Here is a 22519-nt window from a genome sequence, read left to right on the forward strand (position 1 = left end):
CGGTCTTAGCTTAATATTTTATTAAAAATAAATATTTAACATCCAATTTCGTATATCTTTCGTAATTTTACAGTATGGAATTAAGCATTGGAGAAATGGCACTGATTGCCATAGCAATCGTTGTATTATTCGGACCGGATAAACTTCCTCAGATTGCACGCGACTTGGGTTCGGGTGTAAGAAAAATGCGTGGCGCAGTGGAAGACATCAAAACCGAGATCATGAAAGAGACAGATAACCCTGTTTCTGAGATCAAACGTGAGATTGAGAAAGTAAAAGATGCTGCGAAAGATTTCAATCCGATGAATGATATTCAGAAAGATATCTTAACAGAACCTCAGACAGCTCAGGCATCCAATGAAAATGAACCTCCAAAACCAAAACCTTCTGAAGACGAAACCTACGAAGGTCCTGTAAGCAGATAGGATGGAGGAGATCATTCAGGAAGATAAAAAAGTCTTTTTGTTTCTCAATAACTTGGGAGACCAATCTTTTGATCAGTTTTGGCAGCTCATTTCCAGTACATGGATCTGGATTCCGCTTTACATTATTTTCTGTTATTTTTTATTTAAGAATTATAAACTAAGATCTTTAGTTTTTATATTAATCTTTGTCGGTATAGGCGTGACGGTTTCAGATCAGCTTGCCGGTATTTTCAAATATGGGGTCGCAAGACTCAGACCGTGTCACGATCCTACATTGGAGCATCATATGAGAATTGTGAAATGTGGCGGACAGTACGGCTTTTACTCTGCTCATGCTTCCAATACATTTTTTTTGGCAACTTATTTAAGTATTTTATTAAAAAAGAATCTTAAATGGTTTCCTTATGTTATATTTGTATGGGCGGCAGTGGTTGCATACAGCCGCATTTATTTAGGAGTGCATTTCCCGATAGATATTTTGGTGGGGGCGTTTGTTGGATCTTTATTGGGAGTGGTTTTCAGTGCGCTCGCAAAAAAAGTAATCAACAAACAAAAAATAACTTCATGAAAAAATCTTTATTCCTTCTAGCAGCACTATTTGCTTCATTCAATCTTAACGCACAGGACAAAAAAACAGCTGAAGACTGCTTTCAGAAAGCAGACTATAAATGTGCGGAAGAACAATATTCCAAATTGGCTCAAAGTGAAAGAATCCAGAAATTACAGTCTGAATATTACAACAATTTAGGAACTGCCCAGAGAAGGCTGGGTAAAACTGCACTGGCTTTTAAATCTTACGAATCTGCCCTAAAAGCGAATCCTATGTCCGCTGCTGTATATTCCAATTTAGGCTCCATTCACGGACAGAAAGGAAATAAACAGGCAGCAATCGATTATCTTAACAAAGGGCTTCAGATTGAGCCTGAAAACGCAGATATTTACCTTACCCGTTCTAAAGTCTATGAAAGTTTAGGCAAAAAAGATCTCGCCATGAAAGATCTTAACCAGATTCTTACGTTTGCACCCGATAATATTTATGCAAGAACCGGACTGGCGAATCTGAAAAAGAACAGCGGAGATCTTGAAGGTGCTTTAAAAGATTACAACCAGCTTATTTCAGAGAAGCCCGAATCTTTGCTGTACAGTGGAAGAGGAGACGTTTATTTTAGGCTGAAAAAAAACAAAGAAGCGCTTGCAGACGTTAATAAAGCAATCTCTATCGATCCTAAATTTGCTCAGGCTCATGTAAATAAAGCTTTGATTTTATTTGAAACCGGAAAACCGAAAGAAGCATGTGCAAGTCTGGATAAAGCAGTAAGTATGGGATATGAAAAGCCTTTGCTGATGGATCAGTATGCTAAATGTGAGGTTAAAAAATAAATTACGATACTACATGAAAATGCCAAATTTCAAATTATTGATAACGGCAGTTTTTACTTTTGGAGTAATGACTGTTGCAAATGCTCAGCAAACTGAAGTAAAGACGACGGAAAATTCACTTTTGAAAGCTTCTTTGAAAAAAGCTGATGCAAAGTCTGAAAATTCTCTCTTTTACATCAATAAAAAAGAAACAGATATTGAGACTGTAAAGAAAATTCCGGCTGAAGATATAAAATATGTAATGGTTCTTAAAGACGATAAGATCAGGAAAAAATTTAAAGAAAAAGGAATTACACAAATTGTGATGATCACCACAAAAAGTTAATTTTAAATCTTTTTTCCAATTTCAAAATAAATTTAAATCATTCAATGTTAAACATCGTTCTCGTAGAACCGGAAATACCCAATAATACAGGAAATATAGGAAGATTGTGTGTAGGAACAGAAAGTAAATTACACTTAATTCATCCTTTTGGATTTGTCATTAATGATAAAAATCTGAAACGTTCAGGATTGGATTACTGGGTTCATCTTGATGTTACGGAATATCAGAATGTCGACGAATGGATCCGGAATATTCCGGATTTGTCGCGTGTTTTCCTGATGAGTTCCCATGCCGAAAAATCCTATCTGGAAACAGAATTTCAGGATGGTGACTGGCTGGTTTTCGGAAAAGAAAGTGTGGGTTTAAGTAAAGATGTGCTTGATCGTTTTGAAAATCATCTGACGATTCCGATGTCTAAATTGATTCGAAGTTTTAATATTGCCAATTCCGTTGCTTTTGTGGTGGGCGAAGCAAAAAGACAGATTGGCTTAAAAGTTTAATATTATTTTTAAAACCTTATCCTATTTAATCATTATGATAAGGTTTTCCCTGTAAAATCTGGTCTGCTCGATACAGTTGTTCCACAATGAATAATCGGATCATCTGGTGCGTAAAAGTCATTTTGGATAACGACATTTTTTCATTCGCTCTGCTGTAGATTTCTTCTGAAAAACCATAAGCTCCGCCAATCAGGATATGAATTTTTTTCACGGAAGAATTCATCCAGTTGTCAATTTTTTGGGCAAATTCTCTGCTGGTAAACTGTTTTCCTTTTTCGTCAAGAATAATCACAGAATCAGTTCTGTCGATGTGGTTCATAAAAAGCTTTGCTTCCTCTTTTTTAAGAAGATCTGGAGAAAGATTTCTTGCGTTTTTTACGTCGGGAATTTCAATAATTTCAAAATTCCAGTGTTTGGGAAGACGTTTCAGATAATAATTGATTAAAGAAGAGATTTCCTTATCGTCAGTTTTGCCGATGCAAAGCAAATTAATCTGCATTTTTTAATTTAAATTTAGACAGCAAAGATATTCATAAATTAAAGAATCTCATCATCTGAAAATTGGCATCAGGTTTTCAAGTTTAAAAAAATCATTATTTTTGTGATAACACCATAATTAATGAGCAGCAGAAAACTTTCTTTTACATTTTTATTTTTCTCATTAATTTCTTACAGTCAGGAAATTAACGATGAAAATATAAAGCAGTTTTTAGAAGAAGACAGGAAGAAAATATCTGCTGTTGCTGGATTAAGCTATCTGCATAATTCATTTGGACTTCTGTATCAGGATAAAGTATTCAGACTAAGACCGAATGATGCTTTTTATACGGAATTTTTTCTGCGCTACCGATGGCTTGATGTTAGCTTTTCTTTCGCACCAAAATTTGCTCATATCAACAATGATGATCCGGAAAAAGGAAAATCAAAATATTTCAATTTCGGATTTACTTTTTTTCTGAATCCCAAAATCAGGCAGTATATTTATTTTAGTCAGGTAAAAGGACTCTATTTTCAGGACACGAAAGAATTTTTACGACTGATTTACGGTGATGCTTACAATGAGGATCATTATCTTCAGTTTCCGAATGCGAAATACCGCTCATTCAAAGGAGAAACTACCTATTTATGGAAAGGAAATAAGGAAGAGTACAGAAGTTTTAACAATATGACGTATGAACCTCTGAAAGATGTTTTTATAGTGAGTACAGGACTGTTTTACCAGTATAATATTTTGAACGATCTTGGCAAAACAGTTTATAAAGGCGAAGTTTTTGATGATACGATTAACAATGAACCTTCTAAAGACATAAGAATTGCTGTAAGATCAGGTGGTGGTGTACAAAAAAAGATTAAAGATCACTGGTATATAATTGTAGAAGCTTATCCTGAATTTTATTATTCCAGATTGCTGAATGAAAACTTTCATCAGTTTAATATTGGATTATATTCTAATGCAAGAATGGGATATGATGACGGAAAATGGTTCTTTGGAGCTGGAACACAGCTAAATTGGATCAACAGTTCAAATGAAAATTTTTATTCGGCAACACAATGGTTATTTAGGGTAGGGATTGGTTTCCGGTTTAATTCTCCTACCTTTGTGAACAGAAATTTTGATAAAATAGATAATATTTTAAAGTAAAATGGGCATCAAAACTCCTAAATTCATCTTGAAAATTCAAGAATTTTTTGACGATATACATATTCCTTTTTTGGGAATATCGCTTTGGCAGATGTTTCAGATCTACATCAGCGGTATTTTTAAAGATAAAATCGGAAGAAAAGCTGCGGCTATTTCCTGGAGTTTCACCATCAGTCTTTTTCCGTTTATTCTGTTCCTGCTTTCCGTTTTGCCGTATATGCCGCATTATGACAAGCTTCAGTTCTACATTTTTGAAGTGTTGCTGCATAATGTATTCCCGTCCAATATAGAAGGTGACGTCCGAAATTATATAGAAACGAGTATTGTTCCCAATATGAAGGGAATCAGTAATTTAACCATTGTTTTTGCTTTGATTTTTGCAACGAACGGAACGTTTTCACTCATTAATGGATTTAATGAAAATACGGATGAAAAAATGTCTGATGTTAAAGAATTTATACTGTCTTTTTTCATCACCATCGGGTTTATTACGATTGTGTTTTTAGCGCTTTTCGGAGTCTATTATTCAGAGTTTGTGCTTAAACTTTTTACGCCGGTTCAGGATATTTCGTGGCTGGTGGATAACCTTTCAAAAATCATCGGATTTGTATCGTTTCCCATCTTTTATTTTATTCTGCTTACTCTATTTTATTGGTTGGGAACGGTAAGAATTGCGAGATTCAGACAGGCGGTTCCGGGAGCTATTTTAACCACGGTTCTGTTTGTGGTAACCACGTACGGATTTGCGCTTTATGTGAAGAATATCGCCCGTTACAACGTTCTTTACGGTTCTATCGGAAGTATGATTCTTCTGATGGTCTGGGTAAATGTAAATGTATATCTTCTGCTTTTCGGCAACGAATTAAACATGGCACTGAGAAAAGTGAGAATTGAAAAACTGCTTTCCGATGAACTGAAGAAAGAAGCAAAAGGCTATCACGCAAAAAATTCTGAGCCGGATTTAGAAGGCGATGAAAATCATAAGTGGAAATTTAACGATAAAAAAAACGAAGAAAATTAATTTTCCTCGTCTTCAATAATATCATTTTTAGAGCTTACTTTCAAAATTAAAAAACCTGAAACCGCTGCTATAAAAGAAGCAATTAAAATGGCAAATTTAGCCTCATCCTGAATCGGAATTTCATCCTTGAAGGACAATAGTGCGATGAAAATAGACATCGTAAAACCAATTCCGGCAAGCAATCCTACGCCAATCATGTGCATCCATGTGCTGTTTTGAGGAAGAGAGCTGAGTTTCAGTTTTATGGCTATTAAGGAAAAAAGATTGATTCCTATTAATTTTCCGGCAACTAATCCGATAATAATTCCCAAACCTAAAGTACTTGTAAGACCTCCGATCATTTCGTTATTGAAAGTGATGTTGGTATTGGTTAAAGCAAAAACAGGCATAATGAGAAAACTTACCGGAAAATGAAGCTGATGTTCGAGTTTTTCTAACGGAGAAATCTCAACGGTTGAAACATTGGTAGGAATGGTAAATGCCAGTAAAACCCCCGCAATAGTAGCATGAATTCCCGAATGATGAAGGAAATACCACAAAAATAATCCGGGAATCAGATAGAAGATAATTCGGGTAACTTTTAGGAAATTCAATAAAAATAATAAAGCAGTAATTCCTAAAGATAGAAATAAATACATCCAATGGATCTGTTCTGTATAAAATATTGCGATGACGAGAATAGCTCCCAGATCGTCCACAATTGCCAGAGCAGCAAGGAAAATTTTAATGGAATTCGGAATTCTTTTTCCCAACATAGAAATAATTGCCAGTGAAAAAGCAATATCTGTTGCCATCGGAATTCCCCAACCGTTTCCGTATGAAGTTCCGAAATTAAAAAAACTATAAATAATTGCCGGAACCAGCATTCCGCCGATTGCCGCAAATATCGGCAGAGAAGCATTCTTAAATGAAGAAAGTTCACCTTCCACCATTTCCCTTTTAATTTCCAATCCTACCAAAAGGAAGAAAATCGCCATCAAACCGTCGTTAATCCAGATACTAACGGGATATTTCAGATGAAAAATTTCTGTTCCTGCTTCTCTGTCCAAAAAGTGCTGAAAGCTTTCCGCAAAAGAGGAATTGGCAATAAGTAAGGAAACTAAAACGCAGAAAATCAAGATGATTCCTGAAGCCTGACTGCTTTCGAAAAATTTTTTAAAATATACCGTTAAATTCATATCTAAGATTGTAGTCGTCTCACTCTGGAGACGCCGTTAATATCATTCAGTTTGGTGAAGGTCTGCTCGAGCTGGCTTTTATTTTTTACTTCCAGAATGATCGTTCCGGTAAAAATCCCGTCGTTGGATTCGATGGACATACTTTTCATATCCATTCCCATCGCACCACTGATAACGGTGGTAATATCATTGATCATTCCCATTCTGTCGAGCCCTTCAATTTCTATTTTTACTCTGTTTTTGAAGCTTTCCGCATTCACCCATTTCGCAGGAATTACCCTGTAATCGTATTGTGCGCGAAGGTTGATCGCGTTCGGACAATTGTCGCTGTGTACTTTGATCCCGTCTGAAATCGTGATGAATCCGAAAATTTTGTCTCCCGGAATTACCGTACAGCATTTTGCATAGCTGTAATTCAGTTTTTCTTCATCTTTTCCAAATACGATCATGTCGAGATTCTGCTCTTTCGGCTCTACAAAAGTTGTATTTTTCGCAGGCGATTTTCTGAATCTTGAAAGCAGGTTGTTGAATACATTTTTACTTTCAATGTATTTTCTTAAACTGCTTGCATCCAGTTCGTTGCTTTGGAATTTTAAAAATAATTCCTGTGAACTTTTAAGATTAAAGAATTTTTGAAGCTTATTGATTTCCTCATCATTAAAATTAATTTTCGCATGACGCAGTTTTCGCTGTAAAATTTCTTTTCCGTCTTCAACCAGTTGATTTTTTTGTGAGTTTAAATAACTCTTGATCTTGGATTTAGCTTTTGAAGTAACAACAAATTCAAGCCAGTCGGATTTTGGTTTCTGGTTTTGGGAAGATAAAATATCGATCTGATCGCCATTCTGCAAAACATACGAAATCGGAACGAGTTTGCCGTTGATTTTCGCACCTAAACATTTCATTCCCAGATCGGAGTGAACGGAAAAGGCAAAATCCAGAGCGGTTGCATTGGTCGGTAAAATTTTAATCTCACCTTTTGGCGTAAACACAAAAACTTCCTTTGAATATAAATTCAGCTTAATATTATCCAGTAATTCCGAAGTGGAAAGATCCTGCTGCTGTTCCAGAACTTCGCGGATTTCGGTTACCCAGTTTTCAAAATTCCGGTCTTCGGAGCTTTGTTTATAGCCTTCTTTGTATTTGTAATGCGCTGCAACGCCTTTTTCAGCAATTTCGTCCATTCTTTCGGAACGGATCTGTACTTCAATCCATTTTTTATCAGGACCTAGAACGGTTAAGTGTAAACTTTCGTATCCTGTAGAACGTGGCTGCGTAATCCAATCCCGCATTCTGGATGGATTGCTGTGATAAACATCCGTTACAATGGAGTAAATTTTCCAAGCCAGGAATTTTTCGTTTTTGGCATCCGATTTATAAATGATTCTGATGGCGTAATTGTCGAAAACCTCTTCAAAAGAAACGCCCTGTTTCAGCATTTTCCTGTAAATTGAAGAAATGGCTTTTGCACGTCCTTTAATTTTGAAATTTAATCCCTCTTCATTTAATTTCTCAGAAACTTCTTTTTTAAATTCCTCAATATATTTTTCGCGGCTTTCCTTGGCGAGCTCCAATTTCTCCGTGATTTCTTTGTAAACATCCGGATTATTATATTTTAAAGATAAATCTTCAAGCTCAGATTTGATGTTGTATAATCCGAGACGATGCGCCATCGGAGCGTAAATATAAACGGTTTCGGAAGCAATTTTCTTCTGCTTGTCCGGAGCCATGCTTTCCAGAGTACGCATATTGTGAAGACGGTCTGCAATCTTAATAAGAATCACCCTGAAATCTTCAGACAGTGTCAACAGAAGTTTTCTGTAGTTTTCAGACTGCACCGAAATATTCTGATGATTCATGATGGAGATTTTCGTGAGTCCGTTCACGATATTGGCTATTTTCTCTCCAAAAATTTTCTTCAGGTCTTCATAAGTATAGTCAGAATCCTCAATCACATCATGTAGAAGGGCACACGCAATGGAAGTGGCTCCCAAACCGATTTCCGTTGCTACAATTTTGGCAACAGCAATTGGATGGTAAATGTAGGGTTCACCAGATTTTCTTCGCTGATCTTTGTGCGCATCGAGCGCTATATCGAATGCCTTTCGGATGAGCTTGTTATTTTCCTCATCTAAAGTTCTGTATGTATTCGAAATCAGATCCTTATATCTTGCAAGGATCTCCTTGTTTTCCTGTTCTAAGTCGTAACTCATTTGTGTAAAAGCCTATATTTACACGAAAATACGAAATTTTTTGCAGTTTTCAGCATTAAAAGATCCGCAGAACGCTCTGCGGATTTCGGTTATTAATTTTTATCTTGAATGGTTAAAATTTTACTTCAGAATCCATTCCGGCAGTAGAGGTTTTTATTTTTATATCCGGACTGTCGTGGATTTCCGCTTTATTTCTGGCATCGATAAACCTTTTGATGTTCATATAATTTGCCTGCTCAATTTCTATATTTTCAAAAAGATAGGTTTTTAACACATTATTCCGGCTGAAAATAGAGGAAGCATTATCTGTCTGATGGTGGTCTTTTACGGCTACACTTACCAGATATTGGGAATGTAACTCATCATCATGAAGATAGACAATATATTCTGAATCTGTGAAACCTGAGTTTTCAAGGTCTGTTTCTATTTTTTTATAATCGCTGTGATGTCCAAATAATCCAGCTACTATATTTGACATAAGCAATAGTTTTTAATTTGATTATAAATTTAGTGATATTAATCCATGTATTTTAATAAAATTCTAATTAAATAAATGTTTTAATGTAAAATCTATAAAAAACAATAGTTTCTTTGAAAGTATCTATTGGAAACAGTTTGATTTTACTAATTGATAATTTCCAGATTTTCTATATTTTCATTTTTAAAAGAATTATAAACATTTGAGATATTATTTCTCCTCGTTTCGGTTTTTGCCTGAATAATGGTTTTTGCATTATTCACGTTAATTTCAATCTTATTATTAAAAATCGTATAACGCACATTGCCACTTTCGAAAGAAAGCGAATTTTCTTTTTTTGAATAGAAAAAGACATCACGGTAGAGAAATTCAATATCTCCGTTTTTTTTAGTGAAAAAATAATACAGATGGTTTGTTTCAGTTTTAATGAGGTACATTTTTTTGTTGTTTTCCAGCGTGTAGGAGAGAAGAATGTATTTACTTACAATATCAGTATCAATGGTTTTGTATTTATAATTGATGTATCTGTTTTTCCATTCTTTAACTGCCGTTTCATAATAAAGACCGGAAGCATCGAGCTCTTCTTCAGATTGTTTCAGAAGAAAAGGTGAGCCATTTTTTATAATGAAATCAGAATATTGATGCCAACAGCAGCCAGACTTAGTCATGACATGAATCTGCTTTTTAGCTTTATCGACATCAAAAAAGCCACAATAGTTTTGGGCTAAATCTGAAAAATCTGCATTTTCAACAAATGTGTTATTTTCATAAAGATAAACCACAAACGACGGACCGCCGTAGCAGCTTTCATTACCATATTTTATTGCAATGTCTTTTTTACCGTCAAAATTAAAATCATCATAGATAATAATACTATAATGACCATATGGGATTTCTGCAATATTGGATTGGGTATTTTTAAAATCATACTCGCTTAAATTTACCGTTTGCGTGATAAGTGGTTTTTTATTTTTTAGACTAAAAACTTTGAGGATCTGTGATGTTTTGTCTCTTGAGTTTTTAGTAACTGTAGCATAATAATCTTTAGAAAAATCTGATATTTTATAGTTTTGAGCGTTCAGAAAAACAGTTGAAAATGTCAGAAGAATAAGCTTTTTCATGATGATAAATTGAATTTAAAAATAACAAAAAAACCTCACATTTCTGCGAGGTTATGTATAGGTTTTCAGTGAAAAATATTAAATTCTTTCGTTCTTGATTTCTTCAACAATTTCAGGATTCAAAAGGGTAGTGATGTCTCCGAAGTTGCTGAAATCTCCTTCTGCAATTTTTCTCAGGATTCTACGCATAATCTTTCCAGAACGCGTTTTTGGAAGTCCTGAAACAAACTGTATTTTATCAAGCTTCGCAATCGGACCGATCTGGTCTGAAATCAACTGATTAATTTCTTTTTTCAGATTGTCCTTATCTCTGCTTTCTCCGGATTCTTTCAGGATAACGAAACCGTACAGCGCATTTCCTTTGATGTCGTGAGGATAACCTACGATTGCAGATTCCGCTACAGCAGGATGTTCATTGATGCTGTCTTCAATTGGGGCTGTTCCTAAATTGTGTCCGGAAACAATAATTACATCGTCTACACGACCAGTAATTCTGTAATAGCCGACTTCATCTCTCAAAGCACCGTCTCCCGTAAAATATTTCCCCGGAAAAGCAGTAAAATACGTTTCCTTGTATCTTTGATGGTCTCCCCAAATCGTTCTTGCAATTCCCGGCCATGGAAAACGGATGCAGAGATTTCCCGTCACCTGATTTCCGGTAATTTCGTTGCGTTTATCATCCATCAGAACAGGCTGAATTCCCGGTAAAGGAAGTGTAGCGTACGTTGGTTTTGTAGGGGTAACGAAAGGGAGCGGTGAGATCATAATTCCTCCGGTTTCTGTCTGCCACCAAGTATCAACAATCGGACATTTCTTGTTGCCCACATGATCGTTGAACCAATGCCAAGCTTCATCATTAATGGGCTCTCCAACAGAACCGATCACTTTTAACGAGCTTAAATCGTGTTTGTCTACCCATTCTGAACTTTCTTTAGCCAGAGAACGGATTGCAGTCGGAGCTGTGTAAAACTGTGTAATTTTATGTTTTTCAATCACTTCCCAGAATCTGTCCGGTTCAGGATAAGTAGGAACGCCTTCGAAAATAACAGTGGTTGCACCGTTTAAAAGCGGTCCGTAAAGGATGTAGGAATGTCCTGTAATCCAGCCGATATCTGCAGTACACCAATAAATATCATTTTCTTTATAATTGAATACATTTTTAAAAGTATACGCGGTGTACACCATATATCCGGCACAGGTGTGAAGCATTCCTTTAGGTTTTCCCGTAGAACCGGAAGTGTACAGAATGAACAGCGGATCTTCTGCATCCATAATTACGGTAACGAAATCCGGAGAGGCGTTTTCGTAAAGATCTTCCATCCAGAAATCTCTGTGCTCCTTCATTTTTACTTCATTGTGGGTTCTTTTTACCACCAAAACTTTTTCTACGCTCGGTGTTTTCTCCAGAGCTTCGTCTACAATGCTTTTAAGATCTAAAACTTTGTTTCCTCTGTAGCTTCCGTCTGAAGTGATGACCATTTTTGCACCGCAGTCATTTACTCTTGAAGAAACTGCTGATGCTGAAAATCCGGCGAAAATAACGGAATGAACGGCTCCCAGTTTTGCACAAGCCAGCATCGTGATGGCGAGTTCCGGAATCATCGGAAGGTAAATACAGACTCTGTCACCTTTTTCGATGCCCATTTCACGAAGAACATTCGCGGTTTTGTTCACTCTTTTGTAGAGTTCGTTGTAAGAAATATGCTGTGCTTCTTCTTTTGGATCGTTGGGTTCCCAGATGATTGCCGTTTTATCGCCTCTTACCGCTAAATGTCTGTCGATGCAGTTTTTGGTAATATTTAATTTAGCATTTTTAAACCACGAAATTTTGGCTTCATTCATATCGTATTTCACGACCTTGCTCCATCTCTGATACCACACGAAATTTTCATCTGCAATTTTATCCCAGAATTTTTTAGGATTTTTGATCGATTTTTTATACTCTTCAAAATATTGCGGTAAGTTTTCTATCTGATAGTTTCTCATATTTTTCTTTTTTGAAATTTTATTATTTAAATTTTTAGTCTCTTTTAAAGTCTGTTTAAACTTTTGTGGTTAATCCTGAAATAGTTTAAACAATTTTATATTTTATCTTCTGTAAGCTCCAATTTTCTCCTGAATCTCTTCAATGATCTTTTCATCATCAATCGTCGACGGAATCTGGAATTCTTTTCCGTCCAGTAGAGTTCGGATCAGCTTTCTTAAAATTTTTCCTGAACGGGTTTTAGGTAAGCGTTTTACAACCATCACATTTTTAAGACAGGCAACAGCGCCTATTTTTTCGCGGACTGTTTTTACGATATCCTTTTCTACCTGATCTTCGGAAACAGCGGATCCGTTTTTTAAAACAACAGTTGCAAAAGGAATCTGCGCTTTCAGTTCATCATTAATTCCTACAACAGCGCATTCTGCAACATCGGGATGAGAAGAAACAATTTCTTCCATTTCGGAAGTGGAAAGGCGGTGTCCTGCAACATTAATTACATCATCCACTCTTCCTGTGATGAAAATATAGCCGTCCTCATCTTTTATGGCTCCGTCTCCGGAAAAATAATAGCCTTTGTACTGTGAGAGATAGCTTTTCTCAAAACGGTCATAATCTTTCCAGATTCCCAGCAAAGCTCCGGGAGGAAGCGGTAATTTTATAACTAAATAACCTTCATGATGTGCATCCAGTTCATAGCCGTTTTCATCGAAAATTTTAATATCATAGCCGGGAATTGGTTTTCCTGCGGAAGCTCTTTTTATTTTGTAGTCTTCATTAAAAGTCATTAAACCCAACATGGGTGAACCGGATTCGGTCTGCCACCAATGATCGATTGCCGGAACGCCGATGTGTTCTGCAAACCAGTCCAGAGTGGCAACATCACATCTTTCTCCTGCTAAAAACTGCTTTCTGAAGTGGCTTAAATCATATTTTTTCACCAATTCTCCGTTCGGATCTTCTTTTTTGATGGCCCTGATTGCTGTAGGAGCGGTAAACATGGCTGCTACTTTATATTCGGAAATAATTCTCCAGAATGTTCCCGCATCGGGCGTCATAATAGGTTTTCCTTCAAAAATAATCGTTGAATTTCTGTTGATTAAAGGACCGTAAACGGTATAACTGTGACCAACTGCCCATCCGAAATCGGAAGCTGCCCAAAAAGTTTCTCCCGGTTCGATTCCATAGATGTATTTCATCGAAAACTTCAACGCGGTCGCGTAACCTCCTGTATCTCTTGCAACACCTTTTGGTTTTCCAGTTGTTCCGGAAGTATACAGTAAATAGAGTGGGTGAGTGGATTCCACCGAAACGCAATCCGAAGGTTCTGAGTTCTGTACCAATTCTTCGTAATCAATTAACCCATCAAACATTTCATGTTGATTATCAACTAGTTTTCTGTTGTATACAATGATGTGATCTACCTTATCTTGTGCCAGTTCGATCGCTTTTTCTACCAAAGGCAAATAAGGGATTCTCTTTGCGATTTCGACTCCTGCGGTTGCCGTAATTAATGCTTTTGGTTTGCAGTCGTCGATTCTCACCACCAGTTCATGCGGTGCAAAACCTCCGAAAACCACATTATGAATGACTCCGATTCTCGCACACGCAAGTATGGAGAACAAAGTCTGCGGAATCATCGGCATATAAATAACGGCGGTATCGCCTTCTTTTAAACCTAAAGAAATTAATCCTCCTGCCAATTTAGAAATTTCCTCTTTGGCTTCATTGAAGGTATAGGTTTTCTTCTGGTTTGTTACCGGAGAATCGTAAATAATTGCAACCTGATTTCCAAAGCCATCTTCAATATGCTTATCAATGCATAAATAGCACATGTTGAGCTTTCCATCGGGAAACCATTGGTTGTATTGATTTTCGTCATTAGAAGTAATGGTTTTCGGGAATTCAAACCAACTGATTTCCTGAGCCTGTTCTTTCCAAAAATTTTCTTTGTTTTCTATGCTTTGCTTAAATAAAATATCTGTATTCATATTAGTTTTTGTGTTTTTGTCATTGCGAGGAGCGTAGTGACGAAGCAATCTTTTAATATTTTGTTGAGATTGCTTCACTTCGTTCGCAATGACGGTGTGTAAAATGTATTAAAACATTTCCTCAATCTGCTGCATGAGTTTTTTGATTGAATAAGGCTTTGTAACGTAAGCATCGGCTCCCATTTCCAGACCTTTTTCAATGTCTTTCGGATTGTTCTTGGCACTCAGGAAGATTACTTTCGTATCTTTCAGTTTTTCATCCTGTTTTATTAGTTCCAGAGTACTGTATCCATCGAGATTCGGCATCATAATATCCAGTAAAATAACATCGGGAGTCATTGTTTTCAGAAATTCCAGAACTTCTGTTCCGTCTCTTGCAATAAATACATCGTATCCGTTTTTCTTGAAGCTGTATTCCAGCGACATTAATATTTTGTGCTCGTCGTCGGCAATGATTATCTTCTTCATATTGTGGTTATCTTTTTGTTCGACTGCATTGTTTTTTTTGTTTCTTTTGGGGAACCCGAAGGGTTCAATTTAAATAGCCGTAGGTGAAACCTATGGAATAATGATTCGCATCAAATCAACCTGCAAGGGTTGAATTTTAATTAATTTAATTCCGGCTCGATTCCATGTTCTGTTAAAAGCTTTTTAAATTCGTCATCAAAAGTCTCTGTTTTATGGTGATGTTTTTGATTTTTTATAAAATTTATAATTGTTTCTTTATCCTTTAATGAATAGGTGAACGCTCCATATCCTTCCTGCCACCCTGAGAATTCAGGAAATAATCCCGATTCTTTCATCCATAAATTGGATGCAACTTTTATGTCTTTTACAAAGTTGCTGAGAGTGATATTCGGATGAACGTCACAAAAAATATGAATATGATCCGGCATTCCGTTAATTCTATATAATTTACACTTTTTATTTTTTAAAATTCCCCAAATATATTTGTATAGATCTGATTCATTTTCTTCATTAATTGTTTGTTCCCGATGCCTTGTTCCGAAAACAATATGATAAAATATTTGTCGATACGTTCCCATTTTTTTTCATTTGTGTTTTTTATTATTGAACCCTTCGGGTTCCGGTATCATTTTATTTATCTGTTTCCATAGGTTTTACCTACGGCTACTATTATTGAACCCTTCGGGTTCTCCTCCTTCTTGTTCTTTTGGCAGAGCGATTGTAAAAGTCACGCCCAATCCGCTGTTTTCTGCTTTTATCGTTCCGCCCTGAGCTTCTGTGATTTTTTTTGAAATAGCCAGTCCCAGTCCGCTTCCCGTTGGTTTTAAAATATTTTGATTTTTCGACTGATAAAATTTATCGAAAATCATTTCCAGATCCTCTTCGGGAATATGTTTTCCGGTATTGAAAATTTTAATGATTAACCCATCTTCCGTTTCTGATAATTTGGTCTGAATAGTTCCCTGTTCATCCGTAAATTTCAAAGCATTTCCTAAAATATTCTGAAAAAGCTGAATCATTCTTGCTTCATCATATTTAAATAAAAACTGATTGAGAAGATTGACTTCACTCAGATGAATATTTTTCTGCTGAATAAGATGCATAAGAGGGTTGACTGCTTTTTTGTACGTTTCAAGAATATTATTTTCCTGAATGTGCAGTACGATTTCTCCATGCTGCAATTTGTCCAGATACAGAATATCGTTGATGATTTCACTCAGCCTGTCGGATTCTGTAATGATGTTGTTTAAAAATTCCTTTTTAATTTCCAAAGGAATATCGTCATCATCGGCTAAAATTTCTCCGGCGGAACGGATGGCGGTAATCGGAGTTCTTAGTTCATGGGCAACAGAATCCAGAAAATCATCTTTCTGACGGTCTTTGATGATGAGGTTTTCATTGGCATTTCTCAGATCATCGGATAATTTCTGTAGCTCTTCCGATTGTTCGGTAAGCTTTTTATTAAGCGTGATGGTTTCTTTTGACTCTTCAAGGATGTTTAAAACTTCCTTTAAAGAAATTTTATCTTCTTTGGTTACACCTTCGATAAGGATTTTGGCAGAAGCCGTTCCGATTCTACCCGCAAGAAGGTTTTCGGAGAATTTAATGAATCTGGAATCGGCGGTTTCCGTCTGCGAATCAATATTATATTTTAAATTAAAAATTCTTAAAGCCTGTTCGGTTTTGTTTTTACCTAAAAATCGTTCCAGAATATTTTTAATGTCCGAAACGTAGGCTGTTCCGCGCCAGATAAAGGCATTTTCGTGGTTTTGAATGTACTTGTCAATGTCTACATACAATTCAGCAAAATTTCTTTCACGGTAATTTCCTTTGGTGCTCACCGAAATGATAGAAAATAAAGCAGTGTTCACTAAAAGCGACCAGAAGAAAATTTGTGGGATTCTACCCAGAAAAGAAATTTTAAAAAAGTCAAAAGCGTCATAAAGATCTCTTAAAACACCTTTAAATTCCTGATTGTAAGAGAAATAATATTGCGGAATAATTAATCCGAAATAACAGATTGCCAATCCTGCCAATAAACCGATAACAGCACCTTTATAACTCCCTCGTCTCCAGAAAATAGCTCCGAAAAAAGCAGGTGCCAATTGAGCAATGACAACGAAAGAAATGAGTCCGACAGAATCCAGCGAGGTTTTTAAAATAAAATATTTGTAAAAACCAAAAGCCATGATAATCAGTGCAAAAATACTGAATTTCCTGATGTTGGTGATATTTCTGGTATTCTGAATTTCGTTTTCAGATTTAAATTTACCCAAAAGTCCGTAAGGAATGATCAGGTTATTGGAAAGCATGATGGATAAGGTGATCGCGGAAATAATAATCATCGAAATAGATGAGCTTAATCCTCCCAGAAAAACCAAAACCGTAATTAAGGTATTGTCAAAATACTGCGGAATCAGGATAGAGTAGAACTCCGGATTGACGTTTTGTCCGTCAAAAATCAATCTTCCTGCCCATGCAATTGGAAAAATGAAGATTGTAAAAATCAATAAATAAAGCGGAAAAAACCAGATGGCTGTTTTGATGTGTTTTTCCTGTCGGTTTTCTACGATTGCGGTATGAAACTGTCTTGGAAGAATACAGATTGCTGTTCCGGAAATCATGCAAAGCACCATCCAGTTCATCGCACCTTCAATACCGTTGAACGTATTTTTTTCTTTAAAATCTTTGAAAAGACTCGCTTTTTGGTAAATATCCGAGAATCCGTCAAATGCAAAGTAAATAACGAATAATCCTAAAATAATGATAAAGAATAGTTTAAGAAAACTTTCTAGTGCAATGGCGGAAATTATTCCCAAACGTTTTTCGGAAGCATCTACGTAACGTGTTCCGTAATAGGATGAAAATAAAGCAATTAAAACAACAACGAAAGTTGCATTATCTGTTAAAATATTTTTAGAAATTGCTGTTTTGGTTACAAGATGAAAGGTTTCAGAAATAGCCTTGATCTGCAAACCAATGTAAGGAACAATTGCCAAAAGACAAACCACCGTAATAATCGCGCTGAAACTTCTGCTGTTCCCATATCGTAAAGAAATAAAATCCGCTAAACTGCTGATTTTATTCACCCTGGAAATACGTACAATTCTCGTGTTGATGTAGATCCATGCAGGAATTACCATAACCGGTCCTACATAAATCGGAAGATAATTAAGTCCGCTTGTTGCCGCCACACCAATGCTTCCGTAGTACGTCCATGCGGTACAGTACACGGCGAGAGAAAGTGCGTAGATGTAAGGATTGTTGATCCAAAGCTTGCTCTTTTTCTTCTCCGCCAGATGAGCGACTAAGAATAAAAGTGCCAGATAAAACAAAACTACGGTGAATAAAGCGAAACTACTCATCATACTTTTTTACGATTACAAAAGAAATAATGATGGAAACCATCCAGACAGCGAAAATATAAACCAGAATCATCGGGTAACCGAAAACTTCCCGGTCACTGTTGAACAGCAGTGAAACAGGAATGCTGAAGGCAATCATAAGTCCAATGCTCAGAATGATCAGTTTTTGTTCGTGTCTTTTTTTCATATATGATAATTAAATGAATGATAATTGATGGTCTGATATTTTGTATCATGCATCAACTATCATTCATCATCAATAGATTAAACTTTATCGTCAGAATATTCCCCGATTAATGCATAGTAGCCGAAAATTGCCATTCCGCCGGAAATAATCGGCATCAGTACACAAAGGATAATGATCCCGAAAACCAGATCTTCCTGTTTTCCTGAGGTGATTTTTGGAATTCCCATTACCGTAATTCCGAAATATCCTACAACTAATGCAATGGCGATCCAGAGTACGCCTAATATTTTTTTTAGTCCGTTCATTTTAGTAGTTTTAAAATTAATAAATTTTTAAGTGATTCTGGGCTTAATCGTGAATATTATTGTTCTTATTTTTTAGATAAATTAATCCGACTAAAAGACAGACTCCGGCAACGCCTATAGGATACCAAAGTCCTTCCAGATACCATTCAGGATGTCCTCCATCTTTTCCTGTGGTTACGAGATAAGTGGCAACTGCAGGAAGCAGTCCTCCGAAAACCCCGTTTCCGATATGATAAGGCAGTGACATCGAAGTGTAGCGGATTCTTACCGGGAACATTTCAACTAAAAATGCCGCAATAGGACCGTAAACCATCGTTACAAAAATCACCTGAATAAAAACTAAAAATACAAGATACCATTTTGTGCTGTCGTTGATCTTTATCGACTGAGTTACTTTTGCTTCTTCTGCTTTTCCGTCTTTCATCACAGGTCCGGTCGGAGACCAGTGTACAATGCTGTCTTTTTTAGCTAAAGTTCCGTCTGTGAAAAGCGTTTCTTTGTGAAAGGTGATTAAACTGTCCGTTGCAATTTTATCATGAATTTTTGCCGTTCTTTTTTCGACCAAGCCACTTTCTGCAACGGTTTTGGATTTTAAATCAACGCTTTTAAACATCCTGTCATAAATCGGTCTGTACGCTAAAATGGCGATCAGCATTCCGGTCATCATGATTGCTTTTCTTCCAACTTTATCAGAAAGCCATCCAAAGAAAACGAAAAAAGGAGTTCCCAAAAACAAGGCAGTTGCCATTAAATAATCCACCTGGATCGATTCAATATTCATCACTTTCTGAAGGAAGCTCATGGCATAAAACTGTCCTGTATACCAGATTACTCCTTGCCCCATTGCCGCTCCGAACAATGCAAGAAGAACAAATTTGAAGTTCAGTTTGTTTCCGAAACTTTCTTTTAACGGATTTTTGGAAGTTTTTCCTTCACTTTTAGCTTTGGCAAAAAGCGGAGATTCTTTCATGTTTTTTCTGATGATGTAAGAAACCCCCACCATTAAAATTGAAATCCAGAACGGAACCCTCCATCCCCAACCGTCAAATTCCTCAGTGGAAAGAGTAGTTTTTGTCACCATAATTACAATAAGTGAAATGAAAAGTCCGGCTGTTGCGGTAGTCTGGATCCACGAAGTCCAGTAACCTCTTCTTCCGGGCTGTGCGTATTCTGCCACATAGGTCGCAGCTCCTCCATATTCACCTCCTAAAGCCAATCCCTGTAATAATCTTAAAATTAATACCAAAACAGGAGCCATAAATCCTATGGTTTCATAACTGGGAATACATCCGATAAGGAATGTAGAAAATCCCATGATCAGTAAAGTAACCAAAAAAGTATATTTTCTCCCGATAAGATCTCCTAATCTTCCGAAAAACAGCGCTCCGAAAGGTCTCACGACAAATCCTGCGGCAAAAGTAGCAAGTGTAGATAAAAATGCTGCAGTAGGATTATCTGCCGGGAAAAATTTAGTGGCCAGTACAACGGCGAGACTTCCGAAAATGTAGAAATCGTACCATTCGATCAGTGTTCCGAGAGATGATGCTGTAATGACGCTCCAGATCGTACGATTCTTTTGCTTATCCGTCATATTCTCGTAGCTTATTTCATTGTTATCGCTCATATGCTTTAATTTTTGATGTTAGTTTAAATTGATTGGATTTTGATAGTTTTTGTTTTTTATCGCAAGGGTGCAAGGAAAATTTTATATGCTTTATGTTGTAAGGCGCAAAGATTTTATCTTCGATAAAATTTAAAAGGGACTTGCTGAAAATCTTTGATTTTCTTGCGTCTTAAAAACGTTCAGGTTTAAAAAAAACTTTGCGATTGCGATTGTAAAAAAAATAATGATTAATATTTTTATAAATAAATCTGGAACTGTACAATGAATTCCCCTTTTGAAGAAGGACTTTCCGTTGGACTTGTATAAACCGGTCTTGTTGAATACTGTGTGGTAATTTTCGCATGATGACCGTCTATGAACCAGTTTGCACCCACATCAAACTGTGACGAAGATTTGTCAAACGCTTCAAAATTTTTGTGAGTATACGCTGCGAAAGGCTGGATTCTGATTTTCGGTTTTTCTGCCTGACTTGGTAAAAGCAATCCGGCTTGTGCATAGATAATATTCCCTGTTCCGATGGTCGGCTGTAGATTTCCTACTCCTGCAATGGCTTTGCTTCCCGTAAAATTCGGATCAGAAGCAGCGATATTCATAATTCCTAAATTTCTCACGTAATTCGGACCAAACTGATAATTGTAATAGCCTGCATACGCGGAAACTGCCATTTTATTTTTAGCATTTCCCAAAGGAATATCTGCAAAAGCATCTACTGCAACAAGGGTGATGTCGTGCTTTTCAACAGTGGAATTTACAGAAGTTCGGGTTCCGTCTTTTTGATGGTAAAATCCTGCGCCAAGATTAAAAACTTTTTTGGTTCCCAGATAAGAGCCCACTTTGAAAGGCAATACATTGGATTCTTCATCTAAAAACTGATACTCTACATATCCGGCTTTTGAAAAATTGGGGTTTCCATTGTTGTCCACGGCAACCGCTTTGGCAGGATCGGTAACATTTACCGGAGTTAAATCCGTTGCAAAAGGCTTGTTTAAGCTGAAGCGGTATTCCAGTTTTCCGTATTTACCTTTAGCAAACATTCCCAGTTGTCTTGCAAACTGATCAGAATTATCGATTAATGGCCATGTGAAAATAGGGGAGTCAACCGTAAGGAAGTTTAATGTTGATGCCATCGTCATTCGGGAAAGTCCCATGTAGTAATGAAGTCCCGCCCCTAAAGACAAGGTAAATTTTCCTGCTTCTCCGGGTAGAAATACAGCGTATTCATTCCATGCATCATGAAAAAATAGCTGTGGTTTTTTACCGTTTCCATAACCTCCTGTTCCTGAAGTTCCCGAACCGCCTCCATTGATAAATGTCTGATTGTTAATCCCAAAATGCGCTAAGATCATATATCTTTTGGAAATCTGAGCGTACGCCAAAGTACGTAATCTCCTGTTTCCCAGACTCCATGAATTGTCTGTGGGTTCTCCGCCAACCATACTTCCCGGATTCATTTGCGTGTTCCTCAACCAAAACTGATCCCATAAAATGAACCTGACATATTTATCGCCCTGCTGATTGAGATTAATTTTTAATCCGCTTCCGTAATCCGGCGAACCTTGAGCGTGTAAAGAATTGCTGATTAAAGCCAATCCAATAAAAGTGATTAATTTCTTCATAAATTATCAATTTTTGGCGTTGTTTTTTGTGAAAGCCAAATTGTAATTAAAAATTTATTTATAGAAATTTAATATATATTAATGGTAAGTATATAGATTAATTTTGAAGTTGTAAGTTTTGAGTTTAGTATTTATTGGTATTGAGCAGGATTTTAAATTCTCAATTAATTTATTTTCAATTGATTTTAAAATTATTTCTTAAATCTTTCCCATTTTATCAGCATATATTTGTCTGCGAACTGTGTGATAATTAATCCTGAATTCTTCAGATTTTCTTCTTTGCTCATGTAGTCAATCAGTTCATTTTGTTTTAGGATTTTATATACCGGATGAAACTCAGAATGAGGAGGTCTTGTAATATTGTATTTCTTGATCCATGAACTGATCGTCACATGAGAAACGCCAATAATTCTTTCAATTTCACGAAAACTCAATCCCTCGAGATAGAGCTGTAAAGCTTTGGTTACGTAGTAATCGTCTATTTGTTTTCCCAGTTTTTTTACCGTGAAATAATAGTTGCAATCTTTGCATAGAAAGCGTTGCTTGTTGTTTACAATTCCGCTTTTAACCACTTTGTCTGTGTTGCATTTCGGACAGCGATTTTCCATAACTATATCTTTTTAGCAAATATATAATAATTTAGCAAAATATTAATTTCGTGTAAAGATAAAATTACCTGTATATTAATTTAATTCA

The 22519-nt window shown here is 36.3% G+C and carries 22 protein-coding genes; 7 read left to right on the top strand and 15 right to left on the bottom strand.

Translation table 11 applies throughout. The features are described from left to right. Window positions 1–74: 74 nt before the first annotated feature. The 5 genes from PFY09_RS00400 to PFY09_RS00420 are packed head-to-tail and all read left to right on the top strand — an operon-like array spanning window position 75 to window position 2630. Window positions 75–425, top strand: coding sequence for a Sec-independent protein translocase subunit TatA/TatB (locus PFY09_RS00400; RefSeq protein WP_076393558.1), 351 nt, complete (start codon window positions 75–77; stop codon window positions 423–425). A gap of 1 nt (window position 426) precedes the next feature. Next, window positions 427–993, top strand: coding sequence for a phosphatase PAP2 family protein (locus PFY09_RS00405; RefSeq protein ID WP_076393560.1), 567 nt, complete (start codon window positions 427–429; stop codon window positions 991–993). Continuing rightward, window positions 990–1805 carry a tetratricopeptide repeat protein gene (locus PFY09_RS00410; RefSeq protein ID WP_271161016.1) on the top strand — a complete coding sequence of 272 codons (816 nt, stop codon included), beginning with the start codon at window positions 990–992 and terminating at the stop codon, window positions 1803–1805. Before PFY09_RS00405 ends, PFY09_RS00410 begins: the two co-directional genes overlap by 4 nt. Window positions 1806–1818: 13 nt before the next feature. Continuing rightward, window positions 1819–2130, top strand: coding sequence for a hypothetical protein (locus tag PFY09_RS00415; protein WP_271161017.1), 312 nt, complete (start codon window positions 1819–1821; stop codon window positions 2128–2130). Between the two features lie 44 nt (window positions 2131–2174). Next, window positions 2175–2630 carry a tRNA (cytidine(34)-2'-O)-methyltransferase gene (locus PFY09_RS00420; RefSeq protein ID WP_116547422.1) on the top strand — a complete coding sequence of 152 codons (456 nt, stop codon included), beginning with the start codon at window positions 2175–2177 and terminating at the stop codon, window positions 2628–2630. 25 nt (window positions 2631–2655) lie between these two features. On the opposite strand, the gene PFY09_RS00425 is transcribed toward PFY09_RS00420, so the two are convergent. Continuing rightward, entirely contained in the window at window positions 2656–3129 is a 474-nt protein-coding gene (locus tag PFY09_RS00425; RefSeq protein WP_108411135.1) for a 23S rRNA (pseudouridine(1915)-N(3))-methyltransferase RlmH, read from the bottom strand. Between the two features lie 120 nt (window positions 3130–3249). On the opposite strand from PFY09_RS00425, the gene PFY09_RS00430 reads away from it, so the two are divergent. Further along, on the top strand, window positions 3250–4272 hold the full coding sequence (locus tag PFY09_RS00430; protein WP_271161018.1) for a DUF4421 family protein: 1023 nt from the start codon (window positions 3250–3252) through the stop codon (window positions 4270–4272). A 1-nt stretch (window position 4273) separates the two neighbouring features. Next, window positions 4274–5293, top strand: coding sequence for a YihY/virulence factor BrkB family protein (locus PFY09_RS00435; protein ID WP_108411133.1), 1020 nt, complete (start codon window positions 4274–4276; stop codon window positions 5291–5293). Here PFY09_RS00435 and nhaA read toward each other — a convergent pair. The 14 genes from nhaA to PFY09_RS00505 form a co-directional block, all read right to left on the bottom strand. After that, on the bottom strand, window positions 5290–6471 hold the full coding sequence (gene nhaA / locus PFY09_RS00440; protein ID WP_271161019.1) for a Na+/H+ antiporter NhaA: 1182 nt from the start codon (window positions 6469–6471) through the stop codon (window positions 5290–5292). The genes PFY09_RS00435 and nhaA overlap by 4 nt on opposite strands. 2 nt (window positions 6472–6473) lie before the next feature. Further along, window positions 6474–8684, bottom strand: coding sequence for a RelA/SpoT family protein (locus PFY09_RS00445; RefSeq protein WP_271161020.1), 2211 nt, complete (start codon window positions 8682–8684; stop codon window positions 6474–6476). Between the two features lie 112 nt (window positions 8685–8796). After that, the gene (locus PFY09_RS00450; RefSeq protein WP_271161021.1) at window positions 8797–9162 is read right to left on the bottom strand and encodes a hypothetical protein; all 366 of its coding nucleotides are present in this window, start codon (window positions 9160–9162) and stop codon (window positions 8797–8799) included. Between the two features lie 146 nt (window positions 9163–9308). Next, window positions 9309–10283, bottom strand: coding sequence for an XAC2610-related protein (locus PFY09_RS00455; RefSeq protein ID WP_271161022.1), 975 nt, complete (start codon window positions 10281–10283; stop codon window positions 9309–9311). Window positions 10284–10361: 78 nt separating this feature from the next. Further along, window positions 10362–12269, bottom strand: coding sequence for an acetate--CoA ligase (gene acs / locus PFY09_RS00460; protein ID WP_271161023.1), 1908 nt, complete (start codon window positions 12267–12269; stop codon window positions 10362–10364). 102 nt (window positions 12270–12371) lie between these two features. After that, the gene (locus tag PFY09_RS00465) at window positions 12372–14258 is read right to left on the bottom strand and encodes an AMP-binding protein (protein ID WP_271161024.1); all 1887 of its coding nucleotides are present in this window, start codon (window positions 14256–14258) and stop codon (window positions 12372–12374) included. A gap of 108 nt (window positions 14259–14366) precedes the next feature. After that, the gene (locus tag PFY09_RS00470; RefSeq protein ID WP_087706415.1) at window positions 14367–14726 is read right to left on the bottom strand and encodes a response regulator transcription factor; all 360 of its coding nucleotides are present in this window, start codon (window positions 14724–14726) and stop codon (window positions 14367–14369) included. 140 nt (window positions 14727–14866) lie between these two features. Beyond that, entirely contained in the window at window positions 14867–15304 is a 438-nt protein-coding gene (gene tnpA, locus PFY09_RS00475) for an IS200/IS605 family transposase (protein ID WP_271161025.1), read from the bottom strand. A 75-nt stretch (window positions 15305–15379) separates the two neighbouring features. After that, a complete protein-coding gene (locus tag PFY09_RS00480; protein ID WP_408640194.1) occupies window positions 15380–18091 on the bottom strand; it encodes an ATP-binding protein in 2712 nt (903 codons plus the stop codon). After that, a complete protein-coding gene (locus PFY09_RS00485; protein WP_185205758.1) occupies window positions 18084–18278 on the bottom strand; it encodes a hypothetical protein in 195 nt (64 codons plus the stop codon). The genes PFY09_RS00480 and PFY09_RS00485 overlap by 8 nt, the downstream gene beginning before the upstream one ends. A gap of 77 nt (window positions 18279–18355) precedes the next feature. Next, the gene (locus PFY09_RS00490; RefSeq protein ID WP_116099539.1) at window positions 18356–18583 is read right to left on the bottom strand and encodes a DUF6814 family protein; all 228 of its coding nucleotides are present in this window, start codon (window positions 18581–18583) and stop codon (window positions 18356–18358) included. A 43-nt stretch (window positions 18584–18626) separates the two neighbouring features. Next, on the bottom strand, window positions 18627–20207 hold the full coding sequence (locus PFY09_RS00495) for an MFS transporter (protein WP_271161027.1): 1581 nt from the start codon (window positions 20205–20207) through the stop codon (window positions 18627–18629). A 236-nt stretch (window positions 20208–20443) separates the two neighbouring features. Further along, window positions 20444–21823 carry a porin gene (locus PFY09_RS00500; protein ID WP_087706424.1) on the bottom strand — a complete coding sequence of 460 codons (1380 nt, stop codon included), beginning with the start codon at window positions 21821–21823 and terminating at the stop codon, window positions 20444–20446. A gap of 191 nt (window positions 21824–22014) precedes the next feature. Next, window positions 22015–22431, bottom strand: a complete 417-nt coding sequence (locus tag PFY09_RS00505; protein WP_059137148.1) for an IS1/IS1595 family N-terminal zinc-binding domain-containing protein — start codon at window positions 22429–22431, stop codon at window positions 22015–22017. Window positions 22432–22519: the final 88 nt, after the last annotated feature.

It is taken from the genome of Chryseobacterium gambrini, from assembly GCF_027920505.1.
GTDB classification, from domain to species: domain Bacteria; phylum Bacteroidota; class Bacteroidia; order Flavobacteriales; family Weeksellaceae; genus Chryseobacterium; species Chryseobacterium gambrini.

Excerpts from the sequence above, each read along its gene's own strand:
- nhaA (WP_271161019.1), bottom strand. The coding sequence starts at position 6,471 with ATGAATTTAACGGTATATTTTAAAAAATTTTTCGAAAGCAGTCAGGCT.
- tnpA (WP_271161025.1), bottom strand. The coding sequence starts at position 15,304 with ATGGGAACGTATCGACAAATATTTTATCATATTGTTTTCGGAACAAGG.
- PFY09_RS00455 (WP_271161022.1), bottom strand. The coding sequence starts at position 10,283 with ATGAAAAAGCTTATTCTTCTGACATTTTCAACTGTTTTTCTGAACGCT.
- PFY09_RS00435 (WP_108411133.1), top strand. The coding sequence starts at position 4,274 with ATGGGCATCAAAACTCCTAAATTCATCTTGAAAATTCAAGAATTTTTT.
- PFY09_RS00495 (WP_271161027.1), bottom strand. The coding sequence starts at position 20,207 with ATGAGCGATAACAATGAAATAAGCTACGAGAATATGACGGATAAGCAA.
- PFY09_RS00420 (WP_116547422.1), top strand. The coding sequence starts at position 2,175 with ATGTTAAACATCGTTCTCGTAGAACCGGAAATACCCAATAATACAGGA.
- PFY09_RS00490 (WP_116099539.1), bottom strand. The coding sequence starts at position 18,583 with ATGAACGGACTAAAAAAAATATTAGGCGTACTCTGGATCGCCATTGCA.
- PFY09_RS00430 (WP_271161018.1), top strand. The coding sequence starts at position 3,250 with ATGAGCAGCAGAAAACTTTCTTTTACATTTTTATTTTTCTCATTAATT.
- PFY09_RS00465 (WP_271161024.1), bottom strand. The coding sequence starts at position 14,258 with ATGAATACAGATATTTTATTTAAGCAAAGCATAGAAAACAAAGAAAAT.
- PFY09_RS00485 (WP_185205758.1), bottom strand. The coding sequence starts at position 18,278 with ATGAAAAAAAGACACGAACAAAAACTGATCATTCTGAGCATTGGACTT.
- PFY09_RS00450 (WP_271161021.1), bottom strand. The coding sequence starts at position 9,162 with ATGTCAAATATAGTAGCTGGATTATTTGGACATCACAGCGATTATAAA.
- PFY09_RS00500 (WP_087706424.1), bottom strand. The coding sequence starts at position 21,823 with ATGAAGAAATTAATCACTTTTATTGGATTGGCTTTAATCAGCAATTCT.
- PFY09_RS00405 (WP_076393560.1), top strand. The coding sequence starts at position 427 with ATGGAGGAGATCATTCAGGAAGATAAAAAAGTCTTTTTGTTTCTCAAT.
- PFY09_RS00425 (WP_108411135.1), bottom strand. The coding sequence starts at position 3,129 with ATGCAGATTAATTTGCTTTGCATCGGCAAAACTGACGATAAGGAAATC.
- PFY09_RS00480 (WP_408640194.1), bottom strand. The coding sequence starts at position 18,091 with ATGAGTAGTTTCGCTTTATTCACCGTAGTTTTGTTTTATCTGGCACTT.
- PFY09_RS00505 (WP_059137148.1), bottom strand. The coding sequence starts at position 22,431 with ATGGAAAATCGCTGTCCGAAATGCAACACAGACAAAGTGGTTAAAAGC.
- PFY09_RS00410 (WP_271161016.1), top strand. The coding sequence starts at position 990 with ATGAAAAAATCTTTATTCCTTCTAGCAGCACTATTTGCTTCATTCAAT.
- acs (WP_271161023.1), bottom strand. The coding sequence starts at position 12,269 with ATGAGAAACTATCAGATAGAAAACTTACCGCAATATTTTGAAGAGTAT.
- PFY09_RS00445 (WP_271161020.1), bottom strand. The coding sequence starts at position 8,684 with ATGAGTTACGACTTAGAACAGGAAAACAAGGAGATCCTTGCAAGATAT.
- PFY09_RS00400 (WP_076393558.1), top strand. The coding sequence starts at position 75 with ATGGAATTAAGCATTGGAGAAATGGCACTGATTGCCATAGCAATCGTT.
- PFY09_RS00415 (WP_271161017.1), top strand. The coding sequence starts at position 1,819 with ATGAAAATGCCAAATTTCAAATTATTGATAACGGCAGTTTTTACTTTT.
- PFY09_RS00470 (WP_087706415.1), bottom strand. The coding sequence starts at position 14,726 with ATGAAGAAGATAATCATTGCCGACGACGAGCACAAAATATTAATGTCG.